The organism is Paenibacillus bovis (assembly GCF_001421015.2).
Taxonomy (GTDB): Bacteria; Bacillota; Bacilli; order Paenibacillales; family Paenibacillaceae; genus Saccharibacillus; species Saccharibacillus bovis.
Genome location: NZ_CP013023.1, coordinates 1,357,501 through 1,372,561 on the forward strand (window position 1 = coordinate 1,357,501; position 15,061 = coordinate 1,372,561).

The 15,061-nt window shown below is 47.5% G+C and carries 7 protein-coding genes, 7 tRNA genes and 2 rRNA genes (1 of these 16 cut by a window edge); 14 read left to right on the forward strand and 2 right to left on the reverse strand.

The genetic code is table 11. From position 1 onward, the window contains the following. The 9 genes from AR543_RS05770 to AR543_RS05810 form a co-directional block, all read left to right on the forward strand. Nucleotides 1–1,923: ribosomal RNA gene (locus AR543_RS05770) — 23S ribosomal RNA — on the forward strand (it extends 1,001 nt beyond the left edge of the window). Between the two features lie 70 nt (nucleotides 1,924–1,993). Beyond that, nucleotides 1,994–2,110 (forward strand): 5S ribosomal RNA (gene rrf, locus AR543_RS05775). Between the two features lie 151 nt (nucleotides 2,111–2,261). Continuing rightward, nucleotides 2,262–2,337: transfer RNA gene (locus AR543_RS05780), tRNA-Thr, on the forward strand. A 48-nt stretch (nucleotides 2,338–2,385) separates the two neighbouring features. Then, nucleotides 2,386–2,458, forward strand: a tRNA-His gene (locus AR543_RS05785). A 17-nt stretch (nucleotides 2,459–2,475) separates the two neighbouring features. Beyond that, a tRNA-Gln gene (locus tag AR543_RS05790) sits at nucleotides 2,476–2,550 on the forward strand. Nucleotides 2,551–2,556: 6 nt separating this feature from the next. Continuing rightward, nucleotides 2,557–2,632 (forward strand) — tRNA-Lys (locus tag AR543_RS05795). 41 nt (nucleotides 2,633–2,673) lie between these two features. Further along, a tRNA-Leu gene (locus AR543_RS05800) sits at nucleotides 2,674–2,757 on the forward strand. A gap of 10 nt (nucleotides 2,758–2,767) precedes the next feature. Further along, a tRNA-Gly gene (locus AR543_RS05805) sits at nucleotides 2,768–2,842 on the forward strand. A gap of 131 nt (nucleotides 2,843–2,973) precedes the next feature. Next, nucleotides 2,974–3,044 (forward strand) — tRNA-Gly (locus AR543_RS05810). A gap of 58 nt (nucleotides 3,045–3,102) precedes the next feature. Here AR543_RS05810 and AR543_RS05815 read toward each other — a convergent pair. Further along, nucleotides 3,103–4,092, reverse strand: coding sequence for a ketoacyl-ACP synthase III (locus AR543_RS05815; protein WP_060532599.1), 990 nt, complete (start codon nucleotides 4,090–4,092; stop codon nucleotides 3,103–3,105). 568 nt (nucleotides 4,093–4,660) lie between these two features. Between AR543_RS05815 and AR543_RS05820 the strand changes: the two genes are divergently transcribed. Next, nucleotides 4,661–5,854 carry a GNAT family N-acetyltransferase gene (locus AR543_RS05820; protein WP_060532601.1) on the forward strand — a complete coding sequence of 398 codons (1,194 nt, stop codon included), beginning with the start codon at nucleotides 4,661–4,663 and terminating at the stop codon, nucleotides 5,852–5,854. 451 nt (nucleotides 5,855–6,305) lie between these two features. Here the strand turns inward: AR543_RS05820 and AR543_RS05825 are convergent, their stop codons facing one another. Beyond that, entirely contained in the window at nucleotides 6,306–7,910 is a 1,605-nt protein-coding gene (locus AR543_RS05825; protein ID WP_060532604.1) for an amidase family protein, read from the reverse strand. Nucleotides 7,911–8,205: 295 nt separating this feature from the next. Here AR543_RS05825 and AR543_RS05830 point away from each other — a divergent pair, with 295 nt between their 5' ends. From AR543_RS05830 to AR543_RS05845, 4 genes are all read left to right on the forward strand, one after another. Then, entirely contained in the window at nucleotides 8,206–10,353 is a 2,148-nt protein-coding gene (locus AR543_RS05830; RefSeq protein ID WP_060532606.1) for a DNA topoisomerase III, read from the forward strand. A 192-nt stretch (nucleotides 10,354–10,545) separates the two neighbouring features. Further along, entirely contained in the window at nucleotides 10,546–11,532 is a 987-nt protein-coding gene (locus tag AR543_RS05835; protein ID WP_060532608.1) for a LacI family DNA-binding transcriptional regulator, read from the forward strand. 183 nt (nucleotides 11,533–11,715) lie between these two features. Further along, complete coding sequence (locus AR543_RS05840) at nucleotides 11,716–13,233, forward strand: glycoside hydrolase family 32 protein (RefSeq protein WP_060532610.1); 1,518 nt, start codon at nucleotides 11,716–11,718, stop codon at nucleotides 13,231–13,233. A gap of 43 nt (nucleotides 13,234–13,276) precedes the next feature. Beyond that, complete coding sequence (locus tag AR543_RS05845; protein WP_060532612.1) at nucleotides 13,277–14,689, forward strand: sucrose-specific PTS transporter subunit IIBC; 1,413 nt, start codon at nucleotides 13,277–13,279, stop codon at nucleotides 14,687–14,689. Nucleotides 14,690–15,061 lie beyond the last annotated feature (372 nt).

A 15,061-nucleotide genomic window follows, 5' to 3' on the forward strand; every position in this document is an offset into this window, starting at 1 on the left:
GCTAAGGTCCATTGTCAAAAGGGAAACAGCCCAGACCATCAGCTAAGGTCCCCAAGTGTGTGTTAAGTGGGAAAGGATGTGGAGTTGCTTAGACAACCAGGATGTTGGCTTAGAAGCAGCCACCATTGAAAGAGTGCGTAATAGCTCACTGGTCGAGTGACTCTGCGCCGAAAATGTAACGGGGCTAAACACACCACCGAAGCTATGGCTTGATACATTCGTATCAGGGGTAGGGGAGCGTTGAATTTAGGTTGAAGGTGTACCGTAAGGAGCGCTGGACAGAATTCAAGTGAGAATGCCGGTATGAGTAACGAAAAGATCAGTGAGAATCTGATCCGCCGAAAGCCCAAGGGTTCCTGAGGAAGGCTCGTCCTCTCAGGGTAAGTCGGGACCTAAGGCGAGGCCGAAAGGCGTAGTCGACGGACAACAGGTTGAAATTCCTGTACCACCGAAAGCCGTTATGAGCAATGGGGTGACGCAGGAGGGTAGTGACGCGGACTGATGGATGTCCGTCTAAGCAGTGAGGCTTGCATGTAGGTAAATCCGCATGCTCCAAGGCCAGGCTGTGATGGGGAGCGAAAATTACAGTAGCGAAGGTCATGATCTCACACTGCCAAGAAAAGCCTCTAGCCAGGAAGCAGGTGCCCGTACCGCAAACCGACACAGGTGGGCGAGAAGAGAATTCTAAGGCGCGCGGAAGAACTCTCGTTAAGGAACTCGGCAAAATGACCCCGTAACTTCGGGAGAAGGGGTGCCCCGGTAGTGTGAATAGCACGAGGGGGCCGCAGTGAAAAGGCCCAAGCGACTGTTTAGCAAAAACACAGGTCTGTGCGAAGCCGCAAGGCGAAGTATACGGGCTGACGCCTGCCCGGTGCTGGAAGGTTAAGGGGAGTGGTTAGCGCAAGCGAAGCTATGAACCGAAGCCCCAGTAAACGGCGGCCGTAACTATAACGGTCCTAAGGTAGCGAAATTCCTTGTCAGGTAAATTCTGACCCGCACGAATGGCGTAACGATTTGGGCGCTGTCTCAACGAGAGATCCGGTGAAATTTTAATACCTGTGAAGATGCAGGTTACCCGCGACAAGACGGAAAGACCCCATGGAGCTTTACTGCAGCTTGATATTGAACTGGGGTGCGATTTGTACAGGATAGGTGGGAGCCTACGAAGAGGGAGCGCAAGCTTCCTTGGAGGCGCCGTTGGGATACCACCCTGATCGCATCTGAGTTCTAACCTGGTACCGTGATCCGGTACAGGGACCGTGTCAGGTGGGCAGTTTGACTGGGGCGGTCGCCTCCTAAAATGTAACGGAGGCGCCCTAAGGTTCCCTCAGAATGGTTGGAAATCATTCGAAGAGTGTAAAGGCATAAGGGAGCTTGACTGCGAGACCTACAAGTCGAGCAGGGACGAAAGTCGGGCTTAGTGATCCGGTGGTACCGCATGGAAGGGCCATCGCTCAACGGATAAAAGCTACCCTGGGGATAACAGGCTTATCTCCCCCAAGAGTCCACATCGACGGGGAGGTTTGGCACCTCGATGTCGGCTCATCGCATCCTGGGGCTGAAGTAGGTCCCAAGGGTTGGGCTGTTCGCCCATTAAAGCGGTACGCGAGCTGGGTTCAGAACGTCGTGAGACAGTTCGGTCCCTATCTGTCGTGGGCGCAGGAAATTTGAGAGGAGCTGTCCTTAGTACGAGAGGACCGGGATGGACGCACCGCTGGTGTACCAGTTGTTCCGCCAGGAGCATCGCTGGGTAGCTACGTGCGGACGGGATAAGCGCTGAAAGCATCTAAGCGTGAAGCCCCCCTCAAGATGAGATTTCCCAACTAGTAAGACCCCTTGAAGACGACGAGGTAGATAGGTTGGGGGTGGAAGTGCAGCAATGCATGGAGCTGACCAATACTAATCGGTCGAGGGCTTATCCAAATAAGCTTCTAAAGCAGCGGTGTTTCGTTTCGGATTCAGTTTTCAGGTGATTAACCTGGTAAGTAAGACGTTTGGTGATGATGGCGGAGGGGTTCCACACGTACCCATCCCGAACACGACCGTTAAGCCCTCCAGCGCCGATGGTACTTGGACCGCAGGGTCCTGGGAGAGTAGGACGTTGCCAAGCGTTTCCCCATTGGGGATTTTTTTTCGGCCATTTCGTTATTCGTTGCTAAACAAATAACTGGAAATGGTGAAAAAGATGGCTTTAAATTTGAATATTATGCTTGATATTTGTTGCTATAATATTCAAATATCTTTGGAAATTTTATTAATATGCCGGTGTAGCTCAGTTGGTAGAGCAACTGACTTGTAATCAGTAGGTCGGGGGTTCAAATCCTCTCGCCGGCACCATTTTTTCGAATTAAAAGTAGTTTCTGCTTTTAATGGGGATTTAACATGGCGGTCGTGGCGAAGGGGTTAACGCATCGGACTGTGAATCCGACATTCGCGGGTTCAATTCCCGTCGATCGCCCTTTATGTTCTTAATATTGGGGATTAGCCAAGCGGTAAGGCAACGGACTTTGACTCCGTCATGCATAGGTTCAAATCCTATATCCCCAGCCATTATTAGAGCCATTAGCTCAGTTGGTAGAGCACCTGACTTTTAATCAGGGTGTCGAAGGTTCGAGTCCTTCATGGCTCACCATTTACCTTTTGTAAATGGAATATAGTTTTTCTTTGTAATATGCGGTCGTGGCGGAATTGGCAGACGCGCACGGTTCAGGTCCGTGTGGGCTTACCCCCGTGGAGGTTCGAGTCCTCTCGACCGCATCCTTATTACGCGGACGTGGCTCAGCGGTAGAGCATCGCCTTGCCAAGGCGAGGGTCGCGGGTTCGATTCCCGTCGTCCGCTCCATATATATTTTGGGTGTCAGAATGTTAAAGCAAATAGCGTAAGCTTTCTTGCTACTTAGCAGTATGGCATTTCTGTTTTGGGTTTGATAAGGTAACCATATGTTACTTGATCAGATCTTGATCCCTTGATCCGCGGGTGTAGTTCAATGGTAGAACTTCAGCCTTCCAAGCTGATAGCGTGGGTTCGATTCCCATCACCCGCTTAATAAGAAAAGGATGTCTGACTATGTCAGGCATCCTTTTTAGTTTATCCAGTAATTGTTAGGATTTGGGATTCCATTTGATGAGCATTCCCATTTGCGTTAAACCGGCTCCAAACCCATACATAATAAGTGTATCTCCGGATTTTAGCTTGTTGTCTTCAATACCCTGCTTCATAGCGAGAGGAATAGAAGCAGATGAAGTATTGCCATACCATTCTGCACTGGTCAGCGCCTGGGCTGGAGATAGACCGGATTTTTCAGTAATGGAATCAATCATTTTCAGATTGGCACTATGAGGTGCGAACCAATTGATTTTATCAAGGGTATATCCGGTTTGCAGCAACAATCGTTGGATTCCCTGAGGCACTGTGCGAACAGCCCATTTGTAGACTTCCCGGCCATTTTGGTAGATCTTGCCGTCTCCATTCATTGTTGCTCCTGCAATCTTATCAGACAGGCCACTGCGATATACATGACAGCCTCCGCTGCCATCACTATCGGTTACTGTTCCGATAAAGCTTGGCGCTTGTGCATCGTATTCTACGAGTGCCGCACCGGCGCCATCGCCAAATAATATACAGGTGTTGCGATCGGTGTAATCAACTACTTTGGTCATGGTCTCGGCAGCGACTACAAGCACTTTGCGATGTAGACCCGAAGTAATAAAGCTGTTGGCCATATGAAGAGCGTATACAAAACCCGCACAAGTCGCATTGAGATCAAGTGCGCCTGCACGAGAAATATTAAAATGAGACTGAATCTGAGTGGCTACACTTGGAAATTGGTAATCTGCTGTCGTGGTAGCGACAAGAATAAGTTCTACATCATCCAATTGAACAGGATGGTTATTTAGCATATTTTGAATAGCCGCTATACCGAGATCAGAGCTAAACTGGTCTGCTGCGGCAGCTCTGCGTTCACGTATACCGGTACGCTGTACAATCCATTCATCTGAAGTCTCGACCATTTGCTCCAGATCGGCATTCGTAATTCTATGCTCGGGTACATAAGCACCCAATGCTGTAATTCTAGCGGTAGATACAGTCATATCATTCACCTCAACTAAGTATGGGTATGGATTAGGATGTGTGCAAAAATTATATTTGATAGAGCATGGAACAAAATGAGGAATTAAAGAAGAGGAACAACAACCAATTAGGATAAATTATAAAGAGGTAGCAAACGTATTTTAATATTTGATGTATCTTAATTTAATATATATATTAGTGCCTGGTATTAGTACCAGATACTAATTTAATATAACGTATTACAGGTAAGAAGTAAATCATAAATTCAGTATATCAGTATTTGAAATGAATTACGTTGAAGAGTATAGATTATAGGAAGTAGACATCAGGAAGTAGGCAGCAATTACTGGTACAATGAGAAGATTGCAATAGAGTAAAATGAAATGCCATAATTAAACGATATAGTCCGCTTCATAGTCACTTCATAATGTGCTTCACAGTTTTTGGGAGTCGGCTTATTGCGGAGCAGCTATATTATGTCTTGATAAGCATCCGGTTCTAAAGGTTCTAAAAGATCTTAACTGTTCTAGAAAATACTAACTATAGGTTCTGGAAAATCATAATTATTCGAATGAGGGGATGAGCAGGATGGAAATCAGGCAATTAACCGCAGAAGAATTTGGACAGCGTATGGAGCTGTCGATGTATGCTTTTCAATACCGTAAATCGACAGAGGAACTGGAAGAGATCAAGCCTCGCTTTAAGCCGGACACCGTCTGGGGTGTTTTTGAAGAAGGAGAGTTAAGTGCGCAGCTTACTTTGCTGCCGATGGAGACGTACATACAGGGGCAGCGTTATGCTATGGGCGGAATTGCAAGTGTAGCTACCTGGCCGGAGAAAAGACGACAGGGATTTGTTGACCAGCTGCTGCGACATGCTTTGCAGCTCATGAATGAATCGGGGCAGTCGGTTTCGTTTCTGCATCCGTTTTATTTTCCTTTTTATCGTAAATACGGATGGGAGCTCTACATCGACTACAAAACCTATATCATTCCTACAGCCCTTTTACCTGCCAAAGTCCAGTCGGAAGGCCAGGTAAAACGGGGTATAAAAGATATTAAGCTATTGAACACGGTATATGATGCCTATGCTGCTCAATATAATGGCACATTGATACGAACCGAAGAATGGTGGACTTATTCTGTTCTGGATTCGGAGGTGACCCAGACGGCAATCTATTATGATGCAGCCGGACAAGCTCGTGGTTATTTGCTATATGAAGTGAAAGCACGGAAGATGGAGATTGATGAGCTCGTTTATCTGGATGAATCGTCGCGGCAGGCGCTGTGGACCTATATCGCCAATCATGATTCCATGATTAACGAGGTTACACTCAAAGCTCCAGTCGATGACAGTCTTCCTTATCTGCTGCGTGATCCACGCATTCAGCAGCAGATTACTCCTTACTTCATGGCTAGAATAGTAAATGTAAAGCAATTTCTGGAACAGTATCCGTTTACTCCGGGAGCCGTACAGGTTGTTACTATTACGGTCAATGATTCGGTTGCCGGATGGAATGAAGGGATATGGGAACTGCTTATCAATGAATCCGGTCAGGCTCAAGTGAGTCAGCGTAGTGAGCTTCCTGAAGGTGTACAGCAGGATATTCAGCAGTACAGCAGTATTCAGACGGATATTCAGACATTAACAGCTATGTTGATGGGATACCAACGTCCATCGGAATTGTATCGTTGGGAACGATTAACCGGTAAAGAGGAAGCCGTTGCTATTCTGGAGAGTCGTATAACGAGGACTACTCCATATCTAATGGATTTCTTCTAAAAACTATTTGAAGATTAGTCCACGATTATTTTCGGAATGACTGACTATTTGAAGTGGTTTTTGAAATGATTTCTGAAGTATTTTAATGAGTGGGATGATTTCCCGGATGGCAAAATAACAAACAAGGAGGAGACACAGACTGTGTTCCTTCTTTAGGTAAAAGCGTTTAATTACGGTAGCGTGGAAGTTGAACAGGAACAAATCATAAGACATCTTGAATGGTGGAACAGATAATATGAAAAAACGATCTTCAGACAGAATATGATCTGTCTGGAAGATCGTTTTTTGGTTGCAGCAGCAGTCTTTATCTTTATCTTTATCTTTTATCTTTTGTCTGTTATCTTTTCTTTTTTTAATTATTCTCTACTTCAGTCTATCGCAATACCAAGTGTATATTCTTCTATATAATTTGGATGCGTTCGTTTGCATTCTTTTCTGTTCTACTTGTTATTTATGGGGTGAGGGCGGGTGGTTTGCGGTTATGGGTACCTTGTTCATAACTGTAAGCCAGTTTGATCAGGGTACTTTCCTCAAAGGGGCGACCCAGGAATTCGATACCTACCGGTAAACCTTCCGGAGTAAAACCAGCGGGAACTGTAATAGCCGGAAATCCGGAAAACGGGCTAAGACGGTTGTTGTTGCCGGATTCCTGTTGTTCGCCGATCTTGGCGGCAGGCTGGGTTGTGGTTGGATAGACGATCGCATCCAAATTGTTATCAGCCATCACTTTGAGCAGAGCATCGCGTGTCACTTTGGTACGATTCAGCACAATATCTTTGTATTCCTGTGTATCCAGTGACTCCAAAGCATTGCGTTTTTGCATGGAATCGGTCTGAGTAGGATCGAACTGACCGGATTTGAGAATCTCTGTCAGCGTATGATATGGGGCATCTTTTCCGAGACTCGCGAGATAATCATTCAACTGAAACTTGAACTCATAGCCGCTCAGGCTGGGGAACTTCATAATCTGCGTCAGATTGGGAATCGAGACAGGGACTGCTGTAGCACCAAGACGCTGGATATCGTCTACAGCTCCATATACAGCTGCAGTCACAGACTGTTCTGCCGGAGAAGTACCGAACAATTCATAGGCGACTCCGATTCGTGCTCCTTTCAGTCCGTCTGTCTGGAGGCTATCTGTATAGCTGTCCGGAATATGGCCTACACTGTACGCGGTAGCTACATCATCCGGGTCGTAACCTGCGGTAGCATCCAAAAGAGCAGCTGCATCCGCTACGGTACGAGCCATTGGGCCTCCAACATCCTGGGTAAGAGACAGCGGAATAATCCCATCACGACTGCTTAAACCTACAGTAGGACGTATACCAACCAGGCTGTTAAAAGCAGATGGAATACGGATCGATCCGCCTGTATCGGTGCCCAGACCGGCTGCAGCAAAGTTGGCTGCAATCGCAGCGCCTGTACCACCGCTGGAACCTCCAGGATAATGATTGGTTATGTAGGGATTATGCGTCTGCCCACCAAGTGAGCTGGACGTAGTAATGCCAAACGCAAATTCATGCAGATTGGATTTGGCAAGAATAATCGCACCGGCAGCTTTCAGTCTGGCGATTTGTTCGGCATCATCATCAGGAATAGAGTTCTGCAGGCAGACACAACCAGCGGTAGTCGGCATATCAGCGGTATCAAAGTTATCTTTGACAATAATAGGAATACCATGCAGTGGACCGCGTGATCCTTTGTTCTGACGTTCCCGGTCCAGACTGGCAGCAATCTGCAGGGCTTGAGGATTGATAGTAAGAATCGCATTGATTTTTGGACCCTGATCATCGTATTTTTCGATACGATTCAGATATTGCTGAACCAGCTGAACAGAGGTGACTTTACCGGTCGTGAGAGCCTGCTGCATATCGGCAATTGTCGCCTCGGAGACGTTGAATGTCTCTACTGTACCGGGAGTGGATTGTGCAGAAGCAGTCTGCAGAAGTGGGACATATGTAGTAACCGAGAGTGTGAACAACAAGGCAGCAACAAGACAAATTCGTATTTGTTTTTTGAGCCGTGATGTAGAGAAAGGGGAAGAAGGATGTAACATTGAATCGCCTCTTTTCATCTTTTTAGTTAGTAAGTATGCCATTACTTGTTTGATTATGTATTTTATTGTTAGTAAATATAACATGTCAATGGATTTGTATCGAATTAGGAGAGAAGTTGCAGAGAATAAGATGAGGAAGAGCAGATATCATTTATTTACGGAGAGCTCGGATAATTGTTATGCGGAATATCTATTGATCATATATGTTAAAATAAAAAAGATATAGATACTGGCAAGTTAAAGCGTAGGATAAATGAGCCAGTAATAGGCTGACGTATGGAAAGGAACCATTACAATGAAAAAGCTCGTATTGGCTGAGAAGCCTTCGGTAGCAAGAGAAATTGCACGGGTATTGGGCAGCAACCAAAAACAAAAAGGGTACCTTGAAGGACCTCAATATATTGTAACCTGGGCTCTCGGACATCTGGTGGGACTGGCTGAACCGGAAGATTATGATAACAAGTACCAGAAATGGAATCTAGAAGATCTGCCTATCCTCCCTCCAGGCAGTATGAAGCTAAAAGTACTGCGGGAAAGCGCCCAGCAGTATAAAACAGTTCAGCATCTAATGAAGCGTCAGGATGTAGACAGCCTGATCGTAGCTACCGATGCTGCACGTGAAGGGGAACTGCTGGCACGCTGGATTATACAGATGGCGAAATGGAACAAGCCGTTTCAGCGACTGTGGATTTCTTCGCAGACGGACAAAGCGATCAAGGAAGGCTTTGCCAAGCTGCGTCCGGGCAAGGAATTTGACCGACTTTATGAAGCTGCCCGATGCCGTGCAGAAGCAGACTGGATGATTGGACTTAATATTACACGCGCCCTGACATGCAAATTCGATGCCCAGCTGTCTGCCGGACGGGTACAGACACCTACACTTGGTATGATTATGCAGCGTGAGCAGGATATCCGCAATTTCCGTTCGCAGGATTATCGTACATTGCAGCTGGATCTGGGAACTTTGCAGATGCAGTGGCGCGGCAAGCAGGGAGACGGCCGTATTTTCGATGCTGAAGTGGTACAAGGGATGCAGAACAAGCTGGAGGGCAAGAAAGTCCAGATCACCCAAGTGAAAAAGAGCGAAAAGCAGGAGCCACATCCACTCGCTTATGATCTGACCGAGCTGCAGCGTGATGCAAACCGCCGGTTTGGCTTTTCGGCCAAGCATACATCCAATGTACTGCAAAAGCTCTATGAACAGCACAAGCTGGTTACCTATCCGCGTACAGATTCCCGTTATCTCTCTTCGGATATGACGGATACGCTGCAGGAGCGGCTGGCCAGTGTAGCCGTAGGGCCTTATGCCTCTATAGCTCGTCCGCTGCTGCGAGGCAAGCTGAATATTAGCCGCCGTATTGTGGATGACAGCAAAGTAAGTGATCATCATGCGATTATTCCGACAGAGCAAACGCTGCTGCTGAATACACTGACTGCCGATGAGCGGAAGCTGTATGATCTGATTGCGAGACGGTTTATTAGTTTATTTTACCCGGCAGCCCGTTATGATACGGTACAGGTCGTTGCTCAGGCAGCAGATGAACAGTTCCATGCCAGAGGCGTGACAGTCAAGGATAGCGGCTGGAAAGTCGTCTATGGAGATCAGTGGGAAGATGATGAGGAGGAAGAATCATCGGATGCCAGCAAAGCTCAGGAACGTCAGACAGCGATTCAGACTCTGCCGGAGCTGAAGCAGGGAGATACACTGATGATTCGCCGGACGCTGGTGCAAAATGGCAGAACCATGCCACCGAAGCGTTATACCGAGGCAGCCCTGCTGTCGCAAATGGAAAAACATGGTCTCGGTACACCTGCGACTCGCGCCGATATTATCGAGAAACTGGTCTCTTCGGATACGATTGAACGCCAGGGTAATCATCTGCATCCTACCGGTAAAGGAACCCAGCTAATCGAGCTGGTATCACCGGAGCTGCGTACCCCGGAACTGACAGCCAAATGGGAAAGTGAACTGGAAAAAATCGCTCGCGGTCAAGGACAGCCTGGACCATTCCTGCAGGGAATTCGGCAAATGGCAGAATCGCTCGTCAGCGGTGTCAAACAGAATGATGCCCATTACAAACCGCATAATGTATCCAACAGCCATTGTCCGGACTGCGGCACCCGGATGCTGGAAAAGAAAAGCAAGCGTGGAACATTCCTCGTCTGTCCAAGCGAAGATTGCAGTTATCGCCGTACGACGAGCAAGCAGCTGTCCAACCGGCGTTGTCCCCAGTGCCACAAAAAAATGGAAATCAAGGATGGCAAGGCAGGCAAGTATATCCAGTGTCTGGGCTGCGGCATTACCGAAAAGCTGAACAAAGATGGCGTCAAGCCCGTCAACAAGCGGGAACAGCAAAAGCTGGTCAAACAGTTTGAGAAAAAAGAAGAGTTTGGCTCCAGTCTCGGCGATCTGCTCAAAGCAGCTCTGGAAAAAAAGGAATAACATAGCAGTACCTATAATAAACAAGCTGGATAACAAATCAACTCACCCATAAATAAGTTTAATCACAAACCATTTCAATCACAAACCAACTCCAGGACTAACATCATTCAGAGCAGACAACCCGGCAAAGGGAATGCCTGCTCTAAATGATCTATTAAGCAGGAGTAGCAGGCCAAATAGGTGGAGGCAAAAATGAGTAAAACCATTTCAGATATTGCTCAAATCGCGGGCGTAGCCAAAAGTACGGTCTCCCGCTACCTGAACGGTGGATCGGTCAGTGTAAATACACGGCAGAAGCTGGAACAGGTTATCCGGGAAACCGGATATGTCCCGAATACATTTGCCCAGAGTCTCAAAGCCAAAAATGCCAGTATTATCGGGACAATTGTACCAAGGCTGGATTCATTTGCGACATCACATACACTAATGGGGATCGATGATCAGCTGCGTCAGTTTGGCTACCGGATGATTATCTCCAATACCAGTCAGGATATGAACCGGGAGATTGAAGCGATCTATGAGCTGGCTCGCCAGAAAATTGCCGGGATTATTTTGCTGGCTGCCCGAATTACGGATGACCATCTCGTAGCGATTCACGAGACAGGTGTGCCGGTACTGTTGGTCGGACAGCAGCATGAACAGATTCACAGCCTGATCCACAATGACTATGAAGCAGGCTATGATCTAGGGCGATATGTATTGTCCAAAGGACATCGCCGCCTGGTCTATCTGGGGGTGACGGAGCAGGATATTGCTGTGGGTATCAGGCGCAAAGAAGGATTTGCCCGCGCGGTGGAAGAAATCGGCGGCTGTCAGGTGGATTATTACGAAACAAGCTTCCGGATTCCGGATGCGAGGGAAGCGGCGATCGATATTTTATCCGGTGATTTTGATGCATCGGTAATCGTCTGTGCTACCGATAATATTGCGCTGGGTGTGATGAAAGCTGCCTATCAGCAGGGAATACGCATTCCGGAAGAGCTGTCTGTTACAGGATTTGGCGGATATGATGTGACTGAAGTGGTTCATCCCGCATTGACGACAGTACGCTATCCGTATACGGAAGCCGGTAAAATAGCTGCTCGCAATATTATTCATCTGGTTAATAATCAGCAGGTAAAGATGGTCACCACCATGGATCATCAATTATTAGAAAGAGAAAGCGTTGACAAATACTAAAAAATGATTTTATAATAACTTTGGAATCGGTTCCAAAGATTCCTCCGCAGGTGGTTGCGACGCAGGTTTAGACTAACTGATTCTATAACCAAAAGGATCAGTTCTTATTTTAATTTAATTTGGAACCGGTTCCTTTTATTTAATCAAAAATGGAACCGGTTCCGTAAAAGACGGAGACTACTAATGAAAATGAGCAGAGAACAAAAATACCGTCTGATTGAAGAGGCGGGTGAAGAAGAACTGGCGCTGCTAAAGCAGCAGGTAAAACAAAGCCCCTGGCGGCAAAAGTATCATATTCAGCCGTCTACCGGGCTTCTCAACGATCCTAATGGATTCGCTTATTACCAGGGAGAATATCATCTGTTTTATCAATGGTTCCCGCTGGGCACGGACCATGGAATGAAGTATTGGTATCATCTGAAATCGGCGGATCTATCCGATTGGCAGGACTGTGGAATCGGGATAGCACCGGGTGATCCGCAGGATTCCCACGGCGCGTACTCCGGCAGCGGACTGGAACATGAAGGTCAGCTGTATCTGATGTATACGGGCAATACAAGGGATAACAACTGGATACGACATCCGTATCAGTGCATGGCTGTTATGAATGCAGACGGGCAGATTACTAAATGGGATCAGCCGGTGATCCGTGAAGTTCCGTCTGGCTATACCGATCATTTCCGCGATCCCAAAGTGTGGCGGGCCGGAGAGCAATTTTACTGTGTGATCGGTGCGCAGCGAGAAAACGGGACAGGCAGCATTGTCGTGTATCGTTCGCCGGATCTTGCTCAATGGGAATGGGCTGGCGAGCTGAGTACATCACTGACGGCATTCGGTTATATGTGGGAGTGTCCGGACTATTTTGAAATAGATGGACAGGGTGTACTGCTATTTTGTCCACAGGGACTGCAGCCAGAGAGTGATAAATACCGGAATATTTATCAGTCGGGTTATGTGATTGGTGACAGGATGAATATGAATACGCTGGAACTGCAGCACGGAGAGTTCCATGAACTGGATTACGGATTCGATTTCTATGCTCCACAGACGACGGAGGGAGCGGACGGACAGCGGATTATTATCGGCTGGATGGGACTGCCGGATATAGAGTATCCGACGGACCAGCAGGGCTGGGCGCATTGTCTGACACTACCGAGGGAACTGCATCTGCGTAATGGCAAGCTGCTTCAAAAGCCGGTACCTGCGTTGGCAGACAGAAGAGGCAGCAAAGCTTCGTTCAGCGGCAGATTCACCGGACGGCAGCAAGTTCCGGATTTCGCAGGTGAAGCATATGAGCTGATCTGCACCTATACAGCGGAAGACGAACAGGATCATGTGCCAAATGAGCAGTCAGCTGTGACTGCCGGACAGGCATCTGTATTCGGAGTGGAGCTTCGTACCGGGGAGAATGAGAAAACGGTAATCGGTTACGATGCACAAACACAAAAGCTGACGCTGGATCGCTCGGCTGCCGGAAAGCCATTTGCCGAATCGTATGGTACGACTCGCAGCTGTGTACTGGATCAGCCGCTGAGACAACTGCATATTTTTGTGGATGTGTCTTCGGTAGAGATTTTCGTAAATGAAGGTGAAGCCGTATTTACCAGCCGGATCTTCCCGAGCAGGGGGAGTCAGGGCATTGTGTTCTTTGCGGAAAATGGTGCAGTGCATCTGCAGGCAGAGAAATGGGATTATCTTTGATAGTATCAGATAACAGGATCGAGTAATGAGAGGATGAACAGGTATGGCACAAAATCATGAGATTGCCAAAGAAGTGCTGGATGCAGTCGGAGGAAAAGAGAATATTGCTTCGTTTGCCCACTGTGCAACAAGACTGCGGATTATGGTCAACGACAAGGAAAAGATTGACCAAAAGCAGGTAGAGAATATTGAAAAGGTCAAAGGGGCCTTTTTCAATGCCGGTCAGTATCAGATTATTTTTGGTACCGGTACGGTCAATCAGATCTATGAAGAAATGGAAAAGCTCGGTCTGGACGGTTCCAGCAAGGAAGAAGTGAAAAGCCAGGCCAAGCAGCAGGGCGGTCATTTCCAGCGTGCTATTCGTACATTTGGTGATGTGTTCGTACCGATTATTCCGGTGCTGGTCGCTACCGGGTTGTTCATGGGTCTGCGCGGGCTGCTGACTCAGCCGGAAGTGCTCTCCTGGTTTGGCACTACACCGGAAGCGCTCTCACCCAACTTTCTGTTATATACCAAGGTACTGACGGATACGGCTTTTGCTTTCTTGCCTGCACTGGTGGCATGGTCGGCTTTCCGTGTATTCGGGGGCAGTCCGGTATTGGGGATTATCCTGGGTCTGATGCTCGTGAATCCGGCGCTGCCCAATGCCTACTCGGTAGCAGACGGCTCGGCGGAACCGCTGACCATGTTTGGCTTTATCCCGGTTGTAGGGTATCAGGGATCGGTACTGCCGGCCTTCTTCGTCGGACTGCTCGGCGCCAAGTTCGAACGATATCTTCGTAAGCGCATTCCTGAATCGCTGGATCTGATTCTGACGCCATTTCTGACGCTGCTCGTTATGATCACGCTGGGGCTGTTTGCTATCGGACCGGTGTTCCACTCGCTGGAAGAAGTCGTGCTGCACGGAACAACAGCTGTGCTGAATATGCCGTATGGTATTGCCGGAATCATCATCGGATTTCTGCACCAGATTATCGTTGTTACCGGAGTGCATCATATTTTCAATCTACTGGAAATCCAGTTGCTGGAGAAAACAGGGGTCAATCCGTTCAATGCGATTATTACCTGTGCGATGGCAGCTCAAGCAGCAGCCTGTCTGGCTGTCGGACTGAAAACCAAAGACGCCAAGCTGAAAGCGCTGGCATTGCCATCTTCATTCTCTGCTTTTCTCGGGATTACCGAGCCAGCGATCTTCGGTGTGAATCTGCGCTATATGAAGCCCTTCATTATGGGACTGATTGGAGGAGCGGCGGGCGGATTTCTCGCTTCTCTGCTGCATCTGGCAGGTACCGGGATGGCGATTACAGTACTGCCAGGCACACTGCTCTATCTGAATTCACAGCTGCCAATGTATATTTTGTGTAATCTGGTAGCGATGGCTATCGGTTTTGCGCTGACATGGGTATTTGGATTCAATGACAAGATGCTGAATGATATGAAGATTGCGGATAAATAAAGATGTGGTGACTGAATCGGCTGTGGATTCTGTAAATAGCAGTAACAAAAGCAGGTGGCAAAAGAAAATGCTAACTGCAAAGAAAATGCGAATGTAAAAGCAAAAGTGAATGCGAGCACAACTACAAATATAACTACAAATGCTAACCACAAAAAGAAGACAGTACGCTTATACAGGTACTGTCTTCTTTTTGCGGTTAGGTTAAGTTAGGTGTGCTTGCTCTTTATACGATTTTTATGCTTTGTGCGAACTGTGAAGCAGCTTATAGCAAGTCATCTTCTTTTGGTGATACAGAACATTGGATGTACAATGAAGAATAATCCTTTTAACTATTTCAAGAAACAGACTGTTCGTCATGCAGGAGTTGAATTG

Excerpts from the sequence above, each read along its gene's own strand:
- AR543_RS05830 (WP_060532606.1), top strand. The coding sequence starts at position 8,206 with ATGAAAAAGCTCGTATTGGCTGAGAAGCCTTCGGTAGCAAGAGAAATT.
- AR543_RS05825 (WP_060532604.1), bottom strand. The coding sequence starts at position 7,910 with ATGTTACATCCTTCTTCCCCTTTCTCTACATCACGGCTCAAAAAACAA.
- AR543_RS05840 (WP_060532610.1), top strand. The coding sequence starts at position 11,716 with ATGAAAATGAGCAGAGAACAAAAATACCGTCTGATTGAAGAGGCGGGT.
- AR543_RS05835 (WP_060532608.1), top strand. The coding sequence starts at position 10,546 with ATGAGTAAAACCATTTCAGATATTGCTCAAATCGCGGGCGTAGCCAAA.
- AR543_RS05815 (WP_060532599.1), bottom strand. The coding sequence starts at position 4,092 with ATGACTGTATCTACCGCTAGAATTACAGCATTGGGTGCTTATGTACCC.
- AR543_RS05820 (WP_060532601.1), top strand. The coding sequence starts at position 4,661 with ATGGAAATCAGGCAATTAACCGCAGAAGAATTTGGACAGCGTATGGAG.
- AR543_RS05845 (WP_060532612.1), top strand. The coding sequence starts at position 13,277 with ATGGCACAAAATCATGAGATTGCCAAAGAAGTGCTGGATGCAGTCGGA.